The organism is Flavobacterium piscis (genome assembly GCF_031457575.1).
Lineage (GTDB): Bacteria > Bacteroidota > Bacteroidia > Flavobacteriales > Flavobacteriaceae > Flavobacterium > Flavobacterium piscis_A.
Genome location: NZ_JAVDWQ010000028.1, coordinates 1 through 18499 on the forward strand (window position 1 = coordinate 1; position 18499 = coordinate 18499).

Annotated in this window: 16 protein-coding genes; 10 read left to right on the forward strand and 6 right to left on the reverse strand. The window is 32.6% G+C overall.

Annotation, left to right across the window (positions count from 1 at the left end):
* The first annotated feature begins 159 nt into the window (after window positions 1–159).
* The 7 genes from J2W48_RS22340 to argH all read left to right on the forward strand — a co-directional run bounded on the left by J2W48_RS22340 (window position 160) and on the right by argH (window position 7408).
* On the forward strand, window positions 160–1353 hold the full coding sequence (locus J2W48_RS22340; RefSeq protein WP_310284336.1) for a glutamate-5-semialdehyde dehydrogenase: 1194 nt from the start codon (window positions 160–162) through the stop codon (window positions 1351–1353).
* 117 nt (window positions 1354–1470) lie between these two features.
* The gene (gene proB / locus J2W48_RS22345; protein WP_310284337.1) at window positions 1471–2232 is read left to right on the forward strand and encodes a glutamate 5-kinase; all 762 of its coding nucleotides are present in this window, start codon (window positions 1471–1473) and stop codon (window positions 2230–2232) included.
* Between the two features lie 65 nt (window positions 2233–2297).
* A complete protein-coding gene (locus tag J2W48_RS22350; protein WP_310284340.1) occupies window positions 2298–2699 on the forward strand; it encodes a GxxExxY protein in 402 nt (133 codons plus the stop codon).
* Between the two features lie 121 nt (window positions 2700–2820).
* Complete coding sequence (locus J2W48_RS22355) at window positions 2821–3768, forward strand: N-acetylornithine carbamoyltransferase (protein WP_310284343.1); 948 nt, start codon at window positions 2821–2823, stop codon at window positions 3766–3768.
* A 101-nt stretch (window positions 3769–3869) separates the two neighbouring features.
* Complete coding sequence (gene argB / locus J2W48_RS22360) at window positions 3870–4640, forward strand: acetylglutamate kinase (RefSeq protein ID WP_310284346.1); 771 nt, start codon at window positions 3870–3872, stop codon at window positions 4638–4640.
* Between the two features lie 202 nt (window positions 4641–4842).
* Window positions 4843–5913 carry a M20 family metallo-hydrolase gene (locus J2W48_RS22365; RefSeq protein WP_310284347.1) on the forward strand — a complete coding sequence of 357 codons (1071 nt, stop codon included), beginning with the start codon at window positions 4843–4845 and terminating at the stop codon, window positions 5911–5913.
* Window positions 5914–6127: 214 nt separating this feature from the next.
* On the forward strand, window positions 6128–7408 hold the full coding sequence (gene argH / locus J2W48_RS22370; protein WP_310284349.1) for an argininosuccinate lyase: 1281 nt from the start codon (window positions 6128–6130) through the stop codon (window positions 7406–7408).
* A gap of 154 nt (window positions 7409–7562) precedes the next feature.
* Here the strand turns inward: argH and J2W48_RS22375 are convergent, their stop codons facing one another.
* Window positions 7563–8936 carry a T9SS type A sorting domain-containing protein gene (locus tag J2W48_RS22375; RefSeq protein WP_310284352.1) on the reverse strand — a complete coding sequence of 458 codons (1374 nt, stop codon included), beginning with the start codon at window positions 8934–8936 and terminating at the stop codon, window positions 7563–7565.
* An 841-nt stretch (window positions 8937–9777) separates the two neighbouring features.
* Here J2W48_RS22375 and J2W48_RS22380 point away from each other — a divergent pair.
* Window positions 9778–10365 (forward strand): glutathione peroxidase, encoded by a 588-nt coding sequence (locus J2W48_RS22380; protein ID WP_310284354.1) that lies wholly within the window; start codon window positions 9778–9780, stop codon window positions 10363–10365.
* A 400-nt stretch (window positions 10366–10765) separates the two neighbouring features.
* Here the strand turns inward: J2W48_RS22380 and J2W48_RS22385 are convergent, their stop codons facing one another.
* A complete protein-coding gene (locus tag J2W48_RS22385) occupies window positions 10766–11260 on the reverse strand; it encodes a GNAT family N-acetyltransferase (protein ID WP_310284355.1) in 495 nt (164 codons plus the stop codon).
* Between the two features lie 10 nt (window positions 11261–11270).
* Window positions 11271–12449 (reverse strand): thioredoxin family protein, encoded by a 1179-nt coding sequence (locus tag J2W48_RS22390; protein ID WP_310284357.1) that lies wholly within the window; start codon window positions 12447–12449, stop codon window positions 11271–11273.
* Window positions 12450–12623: 174 nt separating this feature from the next.
* On the opposite strand from J2W48_RS22390, the gene menD reads away from it, so the two are divergent.
* A complete protein-coding gene (gene menD / locus J2W48_RS22395; protein ID WP_310284359.1) occupies window positions 12624–14285 on the forward strand; it encodes a 2-succinyl-5-enolpyruvyl-6-hydroxy-3-cyclohexene-1-carboxylic-acid synthase in 1662 nt (553 codons plus the stop codon).
* A gap of 37 nt (window positions 14286–14322) precedes the next feature.
* Here menD and J2W48_RS22400 read toward each other — a convergent pair whose 3' ends face one another.
* Window positions 14323–15672 (reverse strand): M20/M25/M40 family metallo-hydrolase, encoded by a 1350-nt coding sequence (locus J2W48_RS22400; RefSeq protein WP_310284361.1) that lies wholly within the window; start codon window positions 15670–15672, stop codon window positions 14323–14325.
* Between the two features lie 161 nt (window positions 15673–15833).
* Here J2W48_RS22400 and J2W48_RS22405 point away from each other — a divergent pair, with 161 nt between their 5' ends.
* Window positions 15834–16697: a CvfB family protein gene (locus J2W48_RS22405; RefSeq protein WP_310284363.1), complete on the forward strand. Its 864-nt coding sequence runs from the start codon at window positions 15834–15836 to the stop codon at window positions 16695–16697.
* 227 nt (window positions 16698–16924) lie between these two features.
* Here J2W48_RS22405 and J2W48_RS22410 read toward each other — a convergent pair whose 3' ends face one another.
* Window positions 16925–17575, reverse strand: coding sequence for an endonuclease III domain-containing protein (locus tag J2W48_RS22410; protein ID WP_310284364.1), 651 nt, complete (start codon window positions 17573–17575; stop codon window positions 16925–16927).
* A gap of 12 nt (window positions 17576–17587) precedes the next feature.
* Window positions 17588–18451, reverse strand: coding sequence for an alpha/beta hydrolase (locus J2W48_RS22415; RefSeq protein ID WP_310284366.1), 864 nt, complete (start codon window positions 18449–18451; stop codon window positions 17588–17590).
* Window positions 18452–18499 lie beyond the last annotated feature (48 nt).

An 18499-nucleotide genomic window follows, 5' to 3' on the forward strand; every position in this document is an offset into this window, starting at 1 on the left:
AGAAATAGTGGTAATCTGCGATGGGGACCCAAGCAAATCACCACTATTTAATACAACTTAGATAACTTCCGAACACCTATGTTTTTAAAACCTGTCGGGTCTAGAACACAAAGCTTGACTTTTAAACAACCAAAAAACCAACCAAATCAACTATAAATTATGAATCCATTATCAATAGAAAAACGCAATTTGGTTTTGCATTCCATGGCAAAACTGGTAGAGCAGGAGCGGAGCCAGATTATTCAGGTTAATAAAGAAGATTTGAATGCGTACGATGGTTCTGATCTAGCGATGGAAGAACGTTTAAAAGTAGATGATAAAAAAGTAGATGAGATGATTTTATCGCTAAACCAACTGGCTTCTCAGGATGATCCTGTTGGGGTAGAGCGCTTTCATTTTGTTCATGATAATGGAATTCGGGTAACTAATAAAACAGCTGTATTTGGCACAGTTTTAATTATTTATGAATCTCGACCTGATGTAACTATTGAAGCGGGTGGAATTGCTTTTAAATCCGGGAATAAGATTTTATTGAAAGGCGGAAAAGAAGCTTTACAATCGAATTTGAAGATTGTGAGTTTGTGGCATCAGGCTTTGGAAGAGAATGGTATTTCTACAGAATGGGTAGAATATTTAAATTACAATCGTACAGAAACTCAGGCTTTTTTAGAAAATCCAACACAAAAAGTCGATTTAATCGTTCCTCGTGGTGGTGAAAAACTGATTGAGTTTGTTAAAAAACATGCAACTTGTCCTGTAATTGTTAGTGGCCGTGGGAATAATTTTGTTTATGTGCAACAAGAAGCCGATTTGGAAATTGCTTTAAAAGTAATCCTGAATGCTAAAACAGCTAAAATATCTGCTTGTAATGCTGTTGACAAGGTTTTGATTGATAATAGAATGGATAATTTTGAAGGTTTTACTGCCATGTTAATTGAAGAATTAACAGAGGCTAACGTTGAAATTTTAGTTGACAACTCCCTGGAAACATTTAAGAATACAAAATTGCTTTCAGATGAAAACATTTGGTATGAAGAGTTTTTGGATTATAAAATTGTAATTGGAACTGTAAATTCAGATTCAGAAGCCATTGCCAAAATCAATAAATATTGCGGTGGACATTCGGCTTCAATCATTACAATAAACGATGAAATAGCACAAAATTTCATGGAAAGCATTGATGCAGCAGCTGTTTATCAGAATGTTTCGACGCGTTTTACAGATGGATTTCAATTAGGATTAGGTGGGGAATTAGCCATTAGTACCGACAAATTGCATCAAAGAGGACCAATTGGATTACAGCATCTGGTTACCAATAAATGGTATATTTACGGAGAAGGGCAAATCAGGTAATTTTAGATTTCTGATTTTAGATTTTAGATTGGAATTTAATTATAGATAAAGCTTTGCGCCCTTTGCGGTAAAAAGAAACTTAGTGACTTTGTGCCTTTGTGGCAAAACCAAAACAAAATGAGCAAAAAAAGGATTTTATTAAAAATAGGAAGCAATACCTTAACCAAAGAAACCAATCATATTTCGCGGGGAAAGATTGAAGATATTGGTATGCAGATTGCCACTTTAAATAAAGATTACGAATTTGTAATAGTGAGTTCAGGAGCTATTGCAGCTGCCAAACAATTTGTAAAACTGGAAAGTAAAGGCAAAGAAATTATTGTAAAACAAGCTTTAGCCTCGATTGGACAGCCTCATTTGATGCGGATTTTTCATGAGAATTTCAGTGATTTAGGTTTATTGACATCCCAATGTTTATTGTCTTATTCTGATTTCGAAAAAGAACAATCGAAAGTGAATATTGTGAATACAATCAATGTTTTGGTTGAGAATAATTACATTCCGATTATTAATGAAAATGATACCGTTGCCACAGATGAGATTCAGTTTGGTGATAATGATAAGTTAGCAGCATTGGCAGCAGTTTTATTAAACGTGGATATTTTAATAATCGCAACAAACACTAACGGAATATATACAAAAGCATCGATTCATGATGAAATTCCTGAAACGATTAAACTCGTAAATGATTTAAAGCTTTTAGAAAAGGAAATCGGAGAATCTAAATCATCACATGGAACTGGTGGAATGCAATCCAAAATTGAAGCAGCAGGCATTGCAAAAGCTGCCAATATTGAAACCTGGATAGTGAATGGATTAGAAGATAATTTTATTTTAAAAGCATTAAAAAATGAAAAACCGTTTACTAAGATAGTGTGATTTATAACGCAGATGATGCGGATTCGCTATTGCGAAGACGCGGATAAAAACTGATTTTTTTAATTATGGGATTATTACAGGAGGAGTTAACGGATGTCATTATTAAAACTTTTTATGAAGTTTATAATGAATTAGGATATGGATTTTTAGAGAAGGTTTATTTAAATTCGCTATACCTGGAATTAAAAAGTAAAGGTTTTAAAGTTGAAGTTCAAAAGAAAATAGAAGTTTACTATAAAGGAATCGAAGTAGGAGAGTATTACGCAGATTTAATTGTTGAAAATTTAGTTATTCTGGAATTAAAAGCTGCTGATAGTATTATTCCTGCCTTTGAAAATCAGATATTAAATTATTTGAGAGGTACAAATTGTGAAGTAGGCTTACTTTTGAATTTCGGAAAGAAACCAGAATTTAAACGGAAGGTTTTTGAAAATAATAGAAAAGTAAGAAAACAAAATTCAATTTAATCAGCTTATATAATATTGTTGTAAATTAAATAGAAGAAAAAAAATAAAATCAGTTTTTATCTGCGTTTTCGCTTTAGCGAATCAGTTTAATCCGCGTATAAATAACACAATACATAAAAAAATGAACTATATTTCAATAAAAGATATCAACTCATTATCAAAATGGGTGAAAAGCGCACTAAAAATCAAAAAAAATCCGCTTAAGAATCAAAGTTTAGGAAAGAATAAAACCTTAGGAATGTTATTCTTTAATCCGAGTTTAAGAACGCGTTTGAGCACTCAAAAGGCGGCCTTGAATTTAGGAATGAATGTAATGGTAATGAATTTTACTAACGAAGGCTGGACTCTGGAATTTGAAGATGGAGCTGTAATGAATTCAGGTGCTTCAGAACATATTAAAGAAGCGGCCGAAGTAGTTTCGCAATATTGCGACATCATTGCAATCCGCGCTTTTGCAGGTTTGGCTGACAAAGAAAAAGATTATGCTGAAACAGTCATTTCAGGATTTTTGAAATATGCTACGGTACCAATTGTAAATATGGAAAGTGCTGTGCGTCATCCGTTGCAGTCTTTGGCAGATGCCATCACAATGGAAGAATACAAAACGAAACACAAGCCAAAAGTAGTACTTTCGTGGGCACCTCATCCGAAAGCATTGCCTCAGGCTGTTGCTAATTCTTTCGTAGAAATGATGCAAATGCAAAAGGATATGGATTTTGTTATCACACATCCTGAAGGTTACGAATTAAGTCCCGAAATCACAAAAGATTCAAAAATAGAATACGATCAAAACAAAGCTTTTGAAAATGCCGATTTTGTTTACGTAAAAAACTGGAGCAATTTTAACGATTACGGAAAAGTAACAAACTCGGATGCAAATTGGACCGTTACAGCCGAAAAAATGGCATTGACCAACAACGGAAAATTTATGCATTGCCTGCCAGTGCGTCGTAACGTAATTGTGAGCGATGAAGTTATTGACAGCGAGAATTCAATCGTAATTCAGCAAGCCAATAACAGAACGTATTCGGCACAATTAGTTTTACAGAAGATTTTAAAAAAGTTGTAATTTGAGGCACAAAGAGGCAAAGCTACAAAGGCTCAAAGGTTTTAAAAACCGTCAAAACCTTTATACCTCTGAATCTTTGAGCCTTTGAACCTTAGAAAAAAATGGTAACAGTAATAAAAATTGGCGGAAATATAATTGATAACCCAACAGAATTAGAACAATTCTTAACGGACTTTTCTAAGATTGAAGGGTATAAAGTTTTAGTTCATGGTGGAGGAAAGTCGGCTACAAAAATGGCCGAAAGTATTGGATTAGTTCCGCAAATGATTGAAGGCCGCCGAATTACAGATGCTCCAATGCTTGATGTTGTTGTGATGATTTATGCAGGACAAATTAACAAGCACATTGTGGCACAATTACAATCGAAAAATAATAATGCAATTGGTTTTTCCGGTGCTGACGGAAATTTAATTCAGTCTGTAAAACGAAATCATCCAACAATCGATTATGGTTTTGTAGGTGATGTAAAACAAGTCAATACAAAGTTATTGGCAACTTTGCTTGAAAACGGAATTGTCCCGGTTTTTTGTGCCATCACACACGATAAAAACGGACAGTTATTAAACACAAACGCTGATACAATCGCAAGCGAATTATCAATTGCTTTGTCTGAAGTTTTTGATGTAACACTAACATATTGTTTTGAAAAACAAGGAGTTTTACAGGATTCTGAAGATGATTCATCTGTAATAACAGAAATTAATGAAGTATTATACAATAAATTAAAAACCGAAAAAGTAATCCATTCCGGAATGATTCCGAAACTGGATAATTGTTTCAATAGTTTATCACGTGGTGTTCAGAAAATCAAAATCGGACATCATAAAATGCTTCAAAATCCAGATGTCCTTCATACAACGATTACATTATAAAAGAGACTACGAAATTACAATTAATAAAAAAATTAGAGAAAATTCATGTAATTCGTGGCAAAAAAATATAGCTGCAGAAGTTATTTTAAATATTAATTTAAGAAATTTACGCAAATTAAATTGTCACATAATTGAGTAAAAGTACTAATTGAGTTTTTTAAACTTTGTGACTTAGTGCCCTCGTGGCAGAGAAATGACCAATATGAAAAATATAGAAACGCTTACCAAAGAGGCAATCAACTTATTAAAGAACCTAATTGAAACACCTTCGTTTTCCAGTGAAGAAGATCAAACTGCACTTTTAATAGAAAATTGGTTCAATCAAAACGAGATTCCTTTTAAAAGAGAAAACAATAATGTGTGGGCGTTCAATAAATATTTTGATAAAAATAAACCAACACTTTTACTGAATTCACATCATGATACTGTAAAACCAAATCAGGCATATACCAACGATCCGTTTGAAGCTATTGAAAAAGACGGCAAATTATTCGGTTTAGGAAGTAATGATGCAGGAGGATGTCTGGTCTCGTTATTGGCAACTTTTGTTCATTTTTATGAGAATCAAAATTTATCTCATAATATTGTAATTGTGGCTTCCGCCGAAGAGGAAAGTAGTGGTAAAAATGGTTTAAACAGCGTTTTAAAACATTTGCCAGAGCTGGATTGTGCTATTGTTGGTGAACCCACTTTAATGCAATTAGCTGTTGCTGAGAAAGGTTTGTTAGTCCTTGACGTAAAAGTAAAAGGAACCGCAAGTCATGCCGCACATCAAAACGATGATAACTCATTATATAAATCAATTCCGGTAATGGAATGGTTTAAAAATTATAAATTCGATAAAATCTCTGAGGTTTTAGGTCCTGTAAAAATGACCGTAACGCAGATCAGTGCCGGAAAACAACATAATGTAGTGCCCTCAGAATGTGATTTGGTTGTCGATATTCGTGTAAATGACTGTTATACCAACACCGAAGTTTTAGAAGTTGTAAAAGCCAATGTAAATGCCGAAGTTACACCAAGATCAATGCATTTAAATGCATCATCTATTCCAATTACGCATGGTTTGGTACAGGCCGGAATCGCTTTAGGAAGAACAACTTATGGCTCGCCAACGCTTTCAGATCAATCGGTTTTAAGCTGCCAGTCCTTGAAACTAGGACCTGGTGAAACTCTGCGGTCACATTCGGCAGATGAGTTTATTTTCATCAACGAAATTGAAGAAGGAATTGATTTATATATCAAAATACTAACGGATTTCTTTAAATTATAATTGACATCTTTGTTATTCTGAGTAAGTCGAAGGATTAGGAGCTATTTCCCGCTATCCGCTAAATCTTTTATTTTTAAAAGAAAAAAATAAAAGGATACCACTTCTATCAGGGCTAGGCATTCGAAAAATTTAGAAACATTACAATAAAATAAAAACTTTGTGAATCTTTGAGTTTCTTTTGAGAAACTCTGTGAAACAAAAAACACATACTCTTATGAAACTTTGGGAAAAAGGAATTGCAACAGACAAACAAATCGAACATTTTACCGTTGGAAACGACCGTGAATTGGATTTGGTTCTCGCAAAATACGATGCTTTAGGTTCAATTGCACATGCTAAAATGCTTGGTAAAATTGGATTATTAACTTCAGAAGAAACAACTTCCTTAGTTGATGCTTTAAACGATATTATTGCAGACATTGTCGTAGGAAATTTTGAAATTGAAGACAGTTTTGAAGATGTTCATTCTAAGATTGAATATTTATTAACTGTAAAACTGGGCGATGCAGGGAAAAAAATCCATACAGCACGTTCCCGTAACGATCAGGTTTTAGTTGATGTTCATTTGTATTTGAAAGATGAATTAAAAGCAATAAAAGAACAAGTAAAAACATTGTTTGATTTATTGATGGAGTCCGCAGAGAAACATCAAAATGTATTGTTGCCAGGGTATACGCATTTACAAATTGCGATGCCATCATCATTTGGAATGTGGTTTTCTGCTTACGCAGAAAGTTTGATTGATGATGTAACAATGTTAAACGCAGCTTCAAAAATTGTAGACCAGAATCCGTTAGGTTCTGCCGCAGGTTACGGAAGTTCATTTCCAATCAACAGAACTTTTACCACACAGGAGTTAGGTTTTGAAACGTTGAAATTCAATGCTGTAGCCGCTCAAATGAGCCGTGGAAAAGCAGAGAAAACAGTAGCTTTTGCAATGAGCAGCGTGGCAGCAACGTTATCAAAATTTGCTATGGATGTTTGTTTGTATATGAGTCAGAACTTTGACTTCATCAGTTTGCCGGCGCATCTTACAACAGGTTCGAGTATCATGCCACATAAGAAAAACCCTGATGTTTTTGAATTAATTCGTGGAAAATGCAACAAAATTCAGGCACTTCCATACGAAATAACATTGATTACCAATAATTTACCAAGCGGTTATCACAGAGATTTACAACTTTTAAAAGAAGGTTTGTTTCCTGCACTTCAAAATTTGAAAGCTTGTTTGGATATCGCCATTTTCTCTGTAAAAGATATTACGGTAAAAGACAATATCTTAAAAGATAAAAAATACGATTATTTGTTTACTGTCGATACATTAAATGAAATGGTGGTTTCAGGAATGCCATTTCGGGATGCTTACAAAGAAGTAGCTGAGCAATTAGAAGCAGGTACGTATAAATCGCCTAAAGAAACGAAACACACACACGAAGGCAGTATTAATAATTTGTGTCTGGATGCCATTAAGGATAAAATGCAAGCTGCATTTTAAACAAAAAATAATTTTTAGACCTCAACCGGTTTGTATATAAATGCAAATCGGTTTTTTTATACAAAAGACTTGAAAAAATCAACTCTCAGCTCCAGTTTGTATACAAAAAAGCTATTGATTTTTGTCAATAGCCTTTTTGAGAAAAGTTTTAAACCTAATTTTTTATAATCTTAAAAACTTTAGCCCTATTTTCAATTTGAACTTTGCAGATATAAACTCCTTTAGCAAGATTTCCTATGTTTAGTTCTGCTTTTTCATTACCAGCAACAGCTTTTGATTGTGTAAAAACCTTGCTGCCATTTGAAGAAAATAGCTCTATAACAGCTAAACCGTTTTCCGCACTTGAAAATTCAATATTTAAAACATTATCTGCAACTGTAGGATAAAATTTAAGTTCTAAATTGGCTGTATTATCATTAATTCCTAAATTAGTACAGTTTGTAGAAATTACACCTGTAGAAGTAACCTGTAATGTAGCTCCTGCACCACAAGAAGTATTTGCAACGTATGTAGCCACATCAGTTACAGGAAGTACAGTATATGTATATGATGGTTTTGAAGGAGCTGTTCCGGAATCTAAACCTGTAACTGCTGTAGGTACTGTTCCTTTAATACAACTATCAAATTTTAATCCAACTGTTCCGGATCCTTCTGAAACAGGGCTTGAAATAGTAGTTACCTGTTCAAAATTACAATTTTCTACATAACATGTGGTGCCTTGATTTCCTGCACCTAAACCAATAGCACTAGCGCCTGAAACGGTAGTTTTGTAATAACAATTTAACAGGTGTAATTCGGCATTTCTGGCTCTTGGCATTCTCGCCTTACAGCCTTCTGCCCAATAACAGTTTTTAAAGGTAATACTGTACCTTCCATCGGTGGCAGGAAAGTCATTAATCCCAGATCCTATTAAATTTGAAAAACGATGATCAGGAGAACCTCCCGATCCACCAGCAATTGCAGGTTTCAAATAGGTAAATTTACACCATGAAATGGTTACATTATCTGCAGCTCCTTTATTATCAAAATTACCATCCATTCCATCCTGAAATTCGCAATGATCGACCCATACATTGATACCTTCATTCGTAAGGATGTCTCGACCATTAACATCATAAGCTCCTGGGCCTTCAAAAATAAGGTTTCTGATAATAACATTGTTTGACCCTGGTTTTATATTAAGAATTCCAGAATTTTCAGCAGAAGTTGGAGAATCTCCAATTGTTATCTGAGTATTTCTCAGCTTTGCTCCAGGCAACCCAATGATGGTTTTATTGGTGAGTAATGAACTTGTGTATGAACAGTCAATAACACCAGAAACCAAAATTACAGAGTTAGAAACAGCAGTTGAGTTAAGTGCTGTTTTTAAAGCATTATAAGTAGTAACCGTTACAGTATTAGAAGCAGTTGGAGTTCCGCCTCCAGTTGCCGCAGCACCAAATCCTTCCGGAGCTGACATGTAATAATTTTGTGCAAAAAGGCTGCAGAAGCTTAGCAGGAAAAAGAATAAGGGGAATTTTTTTTTCATTTTAAAATTTAATTTGATTGTTTAAATTGGTTTACAGTGGTTAATGTAATCGATTGCACAAATTTAATTGAATAAAATTTAAAATAAATATTTTTATAATATAATTGTTCTTTAATGATAAATTTTTAGATTTAAGATGGCTTCTGTTAATTATTTATAAGAATAAATTATTAATAAAAGGATTTATTAAAAAATATTTAAATTTTAAAACCTCCTTGCTAAACAGGAAATTTCCAGAGTGTAAGAATAATTCCGAAAACCTTAATATATTTCGCAACCAAAATATTTTAAAATTGAAGCAAATAGTGTCAAAAGATTATAAAACTTCAAAAGTTTTGAACATTTTAAACTAAAAATGAATCTCAGTAATCAATTATAAACAAAACAAAAAATGGATCACTTATGAGTTTGTATTTTTAAAAACTTTAAACATTTTTAGAAATTAAACTTTTCCTAAAGTATATAATTGAATCAATACTAAAACATCCAGGCATATTATGCTATTTGGCTTATATAAACCTATATGAAATTTAGAATTATAAATTACAAAAACTGAAAAAAAACAAGCGCTTTATTGCATCATAACAGCTTTAAAAACAGGTAACAAGAAATATTTAATTTTTTAAAAACCAGAATAAATCCAATTATATATATAACCTATACAGGTGTTTTAAAAATAAAATATTTGTAGATCTGATGTACTGAATGATTGATTTGTTTGTATAGAGGAGAAGCCAAATGTCTGATTAACGTTAGGCTTTGTTTTAATATTTGATAAAATAAACCTTTATTAAGATCAAATTTATGATAGATTTATTTAATTTTATAAAAAATATATACAATGAAAAAGATATTATTTCTGGCTTATAGCCTGTTATTTTTATTTAGCTGCCAAAATCGGGCCCAAACAAATAAATCTCAAACGCCTAAAAAAGATGAAATCATGACAAAAGAAACAATTTATCAATATAAAGTAGAGGATTTAGCTGGAAATGTTTTTGATTTTGCAACTCTGAAGGGTAAAAAAATAATGATAGTCAACACCGCTTCAAAATGCGGATTAACGCCTCAATATAAAGATCTTGAAGCAATTTATAAAGAATATAAAGATAAAGGTTTTACTATTATAGGTTTTCCAGCCAATAATTTTGCTTCCCAGGAACCGGGAACAAATGAAGAAATTGGTGCTTTTTGTCAGCAAAATTATGGTGTAACTTTCCCCATGATGGACAAAGTTTCCGTAAAAGGTGATGATATGTGCGAAGTTTATAAATTTCTGACACAAAAAGCCAAAAATGGTTTACAGGATTCTGAAGTAGAATGGAATTTTCAAAAATATCTAATCAACGAAAATGGCGAATTGGTAAAAGTAATTAAACCGAAAACATTGCCAACTGACCCCGAAATTATCAACTGGCTTAAGAGCTAGTTACTAATTTCAATAAACAAATCCACAAATTTACTCCTGTATATTTGTGGATTTTTATTGGTCTCAGAAGTAGTTTAAAACTATGCACTTTAGTGCATTTAGCTTTAGCTTCTAAAAATATTTTAACCACAAATTACACAAATTAGCGCTAATTAATTTGTGAAAATTTGTGTAATTTGTGGCTAATAAATAAGTACTGCAACCTTGCAGACTTTCAGTCTGCCAACCAAACCTCTGCACTTTCAGTGCAAAGGTTTGGTTTATCAGGAGCTGTTCCTGCTATCCGTTCCAATCTTTTGCTTTTTAAAGAAAAAAGCAAAAGGGTTTTCACTTCTATCAGGGCTATAACACTTGTTGTAAAAAAATACTTTTAAATTTTCAAAATTATATGTCTTATTAATTACAATATTAATTGCATAAAAACCAAATCGAGCCAATGGTTAAATTTGTAACCCACTTCACGAACAGTCCCTGTCACAGTAAATCCAAATTTTTCATGAAAAGCAATACTTCCCGCATTATTGGCATCTATAGCCCCAATCATAACGTGATAACCCTGTTCTTTGGCTAACTGAATCAATTCGGTCAATAATCTGGATCCAACGCCTTTTCCAATCACATCCTCCACAACATAAACTGAATGTTCAATTGTATATTGATAGCCAATTTTTTCACGAAATTGACCGTAGCTGCCAAAACCAACTACTTTCCCTTCTAAATCAGCTACAATAACAGGCATTTTTTTTGACACCTTATCATAAAACCATTTTTTTTGAATTTCCAGCGTTTGAATGTCATAACTATAATTCGCCGTTGTATGCAAAATGGAATAGTTAACAATCTCTAGAATATTTTCTAAATCGTTTATAGTGGCAGGTCGAATCTTTAACTTCATGATATCCATATTATTTAGTCCTTAGTTCGGCTAATAAAGCATCTGCTTCTTTTGAATTAAAAGTCATTTCTGTACAAATTGCTTTGGCCTTGTTTGCGTATTGCAACGCCGATTTTTTATCTTTTATTTTATGGAAGAGTCTTGCTAAAAGCAGGTTACCATCATAAGAATCATTTAGTTCTAATGAATGTTTGACCCAGAAAGCAGCTTTTTTTAAGCTTTCAGTATCGGTAATATGCTTTAAATAAATTTGACCAATGTCTTTTAGACAACTTACGTCATTCCAAACCAGTCGTTGCGTATCATCGAGTGTTGTTTTTTTGTAAAATTGCCATTTTTCAGTTCTTTCTGCCAGGCTCAAATCAAACTTAAAAACTAGAGAATCTGTTTTTTGCAATCGAATAGATTTTGCGACTTCTCTTTGTTTAAAATAGCTTACCGTATCTAAGTTGTCAACAAATGGACGAAGTAATTCGTTTACAATACTTTCTATTTTTCGATCAACCCGAATTTGTGATGCCACAGAAGCAAACTCTTTTTGATGTTTTAAAACATATTGGAATTCCCTGGAATTAATATCCGTTACACCATTGGCAATAACACGCCAATTCGTTTCACTTACCAATTCCGTATCTGACTGTGTATTAAGATAGATATGCGTCGGAATAGATAAGTCGGTTCTGTCTTTTCCCTTTTTTAAGGTATTCAAATAAGCAAAAAACTTTGTAGAATTACTTATATCAGCAAGAAATTCTTTTTCCAGATAAGGTAATTGCATTCTGGGATTCAAAGCATAATGGGCTTCGGTCATAAATTCTGCCTTTTTTGATTCTCCTTTCAAAACATATAAAAGAGTTTCATCATCAGGATCAATAAACAAAAAAGTAGGCAATGATTTGGTATTGAATTTGTTTCTGAGTGCAATTCCTTCTTCTCGTTCTATATTTTTCCAGGTGCAAAGATAGTTTCTATTTAAAAATTCCATAACCTCCGGATCATTAAAAACTTCTTTCTTCATCTGACTGCAATGTGGACACCAATCAGCATAAAGCATTATAAAAACGGGTTTTCTTTCTGTTTTGGCAGTTTCTAATACCTTTTTATAGGGTAAGTCATCAGCAATAAATTGATTTTGTGAACAAATTGTCTGCATCGAAAATAAAACCAAAAAGAGAGATACAAAACGCATAATGGGGTTTAATTTTAATTAATTTTTAGCTTTTACAAATATATTTTCTTTTTCCAGAAATTGACTTAATATCTTTCTATTTATAAGTTAAATCGTGTGTGAAGTTTGTAACTTTGTGTTTTTAAAAAAAAGAAACACTAAACATAGATTTCTTAAAAAGTAATATCCATAAGAATGATTTATCCTAAAATACCGCTTGCGCAGAGCATTATTGAAATTTGTTTAGCTAAAAAAATTACCAATATTATCATATCACCCGGATCAAGAAACGCACCATTAACAATTGGTTTTGCCCAAAATCCTAATTTTAAATGTTATAGTATTGCAGATGAGCGTTGTGCAGCATTTTTTGCATTAGGAATTGCGCAGCAAATCAAGCAGCCAACAGTCGTGGTTTGCACATCAGGTTCTGCATTATTAAATTATTACCCTGCTGTAGCTGAGGCCTTTTATAGTCAGATACCTTTAATCGTGATTTCGGCAGATCGTCCGCAAAGTAAAATTGACATTGGTGACGGACAGACAATCCGTCAGGAAAATGTTTTTCAGAATCATTCTGTTTTTAATGCCAATTTAACTGAACTGGTTTCAGAAGAAAATGATTTAAAAATCAATAAAGCTATTGAGACTGCCATACTTCAAAAAGGGCCTGTACATATTAATGCTCCTTTTGAAGAACCACTATATGAAACTGTTCCAGCACTTTCTATACAACCAAAAATTATCTGCTTAGAAAAAATAAATCAAACTAATACTATCGAAAACTTAGACGATTTTGTTTCTATTTGGAATTCTGCCAAGCGAAAAATGATTTTGGTTGGTGTAAACGAAGCCTATTCAATTAATGATAAAATAGTTGAGATATTAGCCAACGATCAGTCTGTAGTTGTTTTGACAGAAACCACTTCAAATTTGCACCATACTAATTTTATTAATAGCATTGATACTTTAATAACACCGTTTCAGGATATTGATTTTAAAGAATTCACTCCTGAAGTTTTAGTGACTTTTGGAGGTATGATCGTATCGAAAAGAATTAAAGCTTTTTTACGAAAATACAAACCAAAACACCATTGGCATATAGATACTTTACGTGCTTATGATACTTTTAGTTCTTTAACAAAACATTTTGAGAATGAGCCAAATGTGTTTTTTGAACAATTTTTATCAAAAGCAAAAAAAGTTGAAAGTGATTATTTTTCAAAAATTAATAGTATTTATGCTTTGCGAAAAATCAGAAAAAAGGAATATCTAAATAAAATTGCATTTTCTGATTTTAAAGTTTTTGAGAAAGTAATAGAATCTTTACCTAAATATTGTCAATTGCAAATCAGTAATAGTTCAGCAATTCGATATGCACAATTAATTGATATTGATGCTTCAATTGAAGTTTTTTCCAATAGGGGAACAAGCGGAATTGATGGAAGTACATCAACAGCAATAGGCGCGTCGGTTGGAAGTGAGAAACAAACTGTTTTTATAACCGGGGACATTAGTTTCTTATATGATAGTAATGCTTTATGGAATTCTTACATTCCAAAAAACTTTAAAATCATTTTAATTAACAATGGAGGAGGAGGGATTTTCAGGATTTTACCCGGGCATGAAGAAAAACCTGTTTTTAATACTTATTTTGAAACTTCACACCAATTAACAGCAGAACATCTGGCTAAAATGTATCAGTTTAATTATTATACAGCTTCAGATTTGATTTCTTTAGAGCAAAATTTAAAACTATTATACGCTGTAGATAACGCCCCTGGGATTTTAGAAATTTTTACGCCAACTGCTGATAATGATAAGATATTGCTCCAGTTTTTTAAAGAATTAATTTAATCTTAAACAAATATAATCCGGCAATTAAAAGCTTTTTTTATCTTACAGGGATTGGAAAAACTGGCAAACTGGCATGTCCTAATGGGTCAATTGTTTGAATAGCAAAAAAATAATTATCCTTAGAATACGGAATTTCAGTTTTTGTCTCTTTTACAAAAAATGTTTTTTCCCAATGTGAGGAAGAAGTTTCCCTCATTAAAACCTGATATCCATACTGGCTTTTATCTTCGGGTGCATTCCATATTAAAGTTGATGAATTGGAGAGTCCTTTAACTTCAATGCAAACATTTGTTGGTGCTTTTGGTGACCAGGCTAAATTGGCCAGAGTAGCTAAATTAGAGCATGTATTTTTACGCAAATAATCAAAATCCATAAATTCCGCAAGATCACCGTATTTCACTCCATTTTCAGTTCTTAAATCCTGATGCTGATGATCAAAATTTTCATTCATTTCACAAAAACGAACTGCCGAAAAGCCATTTTGACTAAAAGGAGTATGATCTCCTCCTCGCAAAAAACGATCATTTCGGTATACTAATTTTACTTTTAATTGATCTACATATTGCTCTGTAACAGTTTTAATGTAACGTGCTAATAATCGGGAAGGGCTATCATTATCCCGGTTAGTTGCTTTACGCATTTTGGCTTCTTCTTCCGTTTCTAAATACGGAATAGTTTCGCTAAAAATCCTGACTTGTGTATTGTCCCTTAAATTGGTTTCGCTGGATAAACTGTTACCAATCATATCATTATTAAGCATTGCAATAATATTCCATTTGGATTCTTTTGCAAATTCGGCTAGATGTCTGGCACCATAAAGCCCTTGTTCTTCACCGGTAACAGCAACAAATACAATAGTCATTGGGAAAGATCTCCTGCTCATTATTTTTGCCAGTTCCATAACGGCTGCAACACCAGATCCGTCATCATTTGCTCCCGGAGCATCAGATTTTGTGTTCATTACATCCGAAACCCTGGAATCGAGGTGACCACTAACAATTAATACTCTGTCATCCGATGGATCTGATCCTTCCAGAATTGCCATAACATTTCCAATTTTACTATCAGCTGCTATTCTTTTGCCGTCAGCTTTAACGGTAAAATAATCAATTCTTGTAGTTAGTCTGCCATTTGACTCTAAAGCATATTTTTCAAATTCAGATTGTACCCATTTTTGTGCAGCACCAATTCCTCTTGTTTTGCTTTTAGTATCACTTAAAGTATGTCTTGTGCCAAAAGAAACTAATTTTCTAACCTTTGTTTCAAGATTTTCCGCCTTGACTTCAGCAATCATTTTTTTAATTTCCGGATCTTCAGAAATTTGAGAGAAACCAATTTGTACAAATAATAAAAGTGTGAAAATATAGTAAAAAGAAGGAGTTTTCATTTATTTAGATTTATTTGATTCTCAAATTTAACCAAAAAAGCAAATAATAAAGATATCAGAATGTATTATTTTATAAAAATTATTTTACCTGAACCATTTCAAACTTCGTACATTTGCACTTTAGAAACTTAGTTGTTAATTCAACTCTGAACTTTATTAAAATGATTGAAATAGGAAAATACAATACCCTTATTATACTACGTGATACGAAAGTTGGTTTATTTTTAGGAAATCCTGAAAAAGACCCGGAAGGAATTCACGATATATTATTACCAAATAAATACGTCCCAAACGAATTTGAAATAGGAGAAGAACTTATTGTTTTTGTTTATTTGGACCATGAAGAGCGGCCAGTTGCAACTACTCTTGAACCTTACATTTTATTGAATGAATTTGCACTTTTACGTGTAAACTACATTAATCAGGTTGGTGCTTTTATGGACTGGGGAATGGAAAAGGATATTCTGGTTCCGTTTAAGGAGCAGGCACGTCCTATGGAAAAAGGAAAACGTTATTTGGTTTATCTCTATATGGACGAAAAAACCAATCGTTTAGTAGCTTCAAGTAAATTGAACCAATTTTTAAAGAACGATCATCTTACAGTTGAAAAAGGTGAAGAAGTTGATTTGATAGTTTCACATATTACCGAATTAGGAATTAATGTAATCATCAATGAGCAACATAAAGGATTACTATACAAAGATGAAGTCTACGATGACGCTATAAGAACAGGTGACAGAATGCGTGGTTATATCAAAAACATTCGCCCTGATAATAAAATAGACGTTGCTTTGCAAGTTCAGGGTTATCAAAGTATAGAACCCAATTCAGACAAAATTTTAGATGAGTTGCGTGCTAATCGCGGTTTTTTAAGATTAAACGATAATTCTCACCCAGAAGACATTAAAACAGTTTTGAAAATGAGTAAAAAAACTTTCAAGAAAGCAATTGGAGCTTTATACAAAGAAAAACTTATTGAAATTAAGGAAGATGGAATTTATCTCATAACAGACAATATTATCTAATCATATAAAGATTCGATATTGTGTCGTTAACTTTTATAGTAACTTTTTTGATTCCTTTGTAATTCTTATTTGCCCAAACAAAATGATCAATATCATTATTTTGTGAAAAGGTAACTCCAGATAGAAAAAACAGGAAGGCTGGAATTATATATTTGAAAATTTAAGGAAGATTTCATTATGTTTTTTTCAATTTTTAGATTACAATAATCATTTAAATCAAAAATGTATCAGTATCCTTTTTTAAGATGTAAAAAATAATGACAACAATAAGTCAAAGGACATTCTTCGCATTTGGGTTTTGGCCGGCAGATTTCCCTGCCTAAAAATGAAATGGCCATGCCGATTTCTGACCATATTTTTTTGGGAAGCACTTCCATCAGTTGTTTTTCAACCTTGTTGCCGTCTTTGTTTTCCTGTGCAATTCCAATTCTGGGAGCAACCCGAATTACATGCAGGTCGGTAATAATTCCTTCGGCAGGCTGATGTGTTTCTCTTAAAATAACATTGGCAGATTTTCTTCCTAAACCTTTTAAAGCTGTTAACCCATTCATGGTCAGCGGAATGTCTTCATCATTTTGAATGGTTTTTGCAATTTCTAAAAGCCATCCGGTTTTGATGGCATGATTTCGAACTTTGCTTACATAAGGAATAAACGTTTCAGCATCGGTTTTTGATATACTTTTTAATGTTGGGAATTTTGCAAACAGAGCAGGTGAGATAGAATTTATATTGGCATCAGAATCCTGGGCTGACAGCACAACCATTACCAGCAATTGATACGTATTTTCATAATCCAAAGGATGTTTCTTTCCCTTGTATTTCTTTAAAATGGGTTTTAAATCGTTTTCCCAATTTCTGGTTTCCTCAAATAGATTCATCTTTCAAAATTATTAAAGTTGAATAAATTCAACAATTTTTTGAATAACTGCCTGATTTCCTAAAAGTTTTCGATGTCCCAAATCTTCGGTCAAAAATAAACTGCCTTTTTGAAGGTTTTCATGAATATGAATTCCGGCTTTTACGGGCACTTCCGGATCATTTTTGTCATGAATAACCAAAACCGGAATTTCTAATTCTTTGGCCGCTTTATAAGCAGAAAAGTCATCCATTTTTAACTGATATTTGGTTTCAAAGTAATCACGCAAACGAATACTAATTTCGGGTTTTAATCTCAATTTAAAAATAAAATCATCCAAAATATCCTGTACAATATCGCCACTGCCAATTATTACAGCTTTTTTTACAGTAAGACTATCTTTAATGGCATTCAAGACTGACATTCCACCCAACGAATGGCCAATAGCAATTTCAAAAGGACCGTATTGTTTTTCAATTTCCAATACTGATTCAATAAATTCAGACATAATAGTTGATTTTCCTTCTGATTTTCCATGAGCCGGTGCATCAAAACTTACTACAGAATATCCATTTTCCAATAAAACATCAGCTATTTTGAATAATTGTGTCCCCCGTCCTGACCAGCCATGAACCAACATTACTTTTTTATCACTTTTTCCATATTCATAAACGGTGATATTTTTATTTATTGAAGGAACCTCAATCGTTTCCTGAATGCTTTCACAATCCATTTTCAATTCTCTTTTGGGAAGTTTATGCTTAATGGGTGTTGTAAATAGTTTTGCGGCATAAATTACTACTAGTTTACGAGAAATAAGTGCACATAATTTGGTTGAAACCAGAATAATCAACGGGATTTTTAAGGATTTTGTAGGATTTGGTGTTTTTTTTGGCATAATGATAATTTTTATTTTAGGGCTGTATTCTATTTATTTTTTCCTAAA

What these genes read in the sequence shown, in the direction of transcription:
- J2W48_RS22340 (WP_310284336.1), top strand. Translation starts at nt 160, where the DNA reads ATGAATCCATTATCAATAGAAAAACGCAATTTGGTTTTGCATTCCATG.
- proB (WP_310284337.1), top strand. Translation starts at nt 1,471, where the DNA reads ATGAGCAAAAAAAGGATTTTATTAAAAATAGGAAGCAATACCTTAACC.
- J2W48_RS22375 (WP_310284352.1), bottom strand. Translation starts at nt 8,936, where the DNA reads ATGAAAAAAAAATTCCCCTTATTCTTTTTCCTGCTAAGCTTCTGCAGC.
- J2W48_RS22400 (WP_310284361.1), bottom strand. Translation starts at nt 15,672, where the DNA reads ATGAAAACTCCTTCTTTTTACTATATTTTCACACTTTTATTATTTGTA.
- J2W48_RS22355 (WP_310284343.1), top strand. Translation starts at nt 2,821, where the DNA reads ATGAACTATATTTCAATAAAAGATATCAACTCATTATCAAAATGGGTG.
- J2W48_RS22350 (WP_310284340.1), top strand. Translation starts at nt 2,298, where the DNA reads ATGGGATTATTACAGGAGGAGTTAACGGATGTCATTATTAAAACTTTT.
- J2W48_RS22380 (WP_310284354.1), top strand. Translation starts at nt 9,778, where the DNA reads ATGAAAAAGATATTATTTCTGGCTTATAGCCTGTTATTTTTATTTAGC.
- J2W48_RS22415 (WP_310284366.1), bottom strand. Translation starts at nt 18,451, where the DNA reads ATGCCAAAAAAAACACCAAATCCTACAAAATCCTTAAAAATCCCGTTG.
- menD (WP_310284359.1), top strand. Translation starts at nt 12,624, where the DNA reads ATGATTTATCCTAAAATACCGCTTGCGCAGAGCATTATTGAAATTTGT.
- argB (WP_310284346.1), top strand. Translation starts at nt 3,870, where the DNA reads ATGGTAACAGTAATAAAAATTGGCGGAAATATAATTGATAACCCAACA.
- J2W48_RS22390 (WP_310284357.1), bottom strand. Translation starts at nt 12,449, where the DNA reads ATGCGTTTTGTATCTCTCTTTTTGGTTTTATTTTCGATGCAGACAATT.
- J2W48_RS22405 (WP_310284363.1), top strand. Translation starts at nt 15,834, where the DNA reads ATGATTGAAATAGGAAAATACAATACCCTTATTATACTACGTGATACG.
- J2W48_RS22365 (WP_310284347.1), top strand. Translation starts at nt 4,843, where the DNA reads ATGAAAAATATAGAAACGCTTACCAAAGAGGCAATCAACTTATTAAAG.
- J2W48_RS22410 (WP_310284364.1), bottom strand. Translation starts at nt 17,575, where the DNA reads ATGAATCTATTTGAGGAAACCAGAAATTGGGAAAACGATTTAAAACCC.
- J2W48_RS22385 (WP_310284355.1), bottom strand. Translation starts at nt 11,260, where the DNA reads ATGAAGTTAAAGATTCGACCTGCCACTATAAACGATTTAGAAAATATT.
- argH (WP_310284349.1), top strand. Translation starts at nt 6,128, where the DNA reads ATGAAACTTTGGGAAAAAGGAATTGCAACAGACAAACAAATCGAACAT.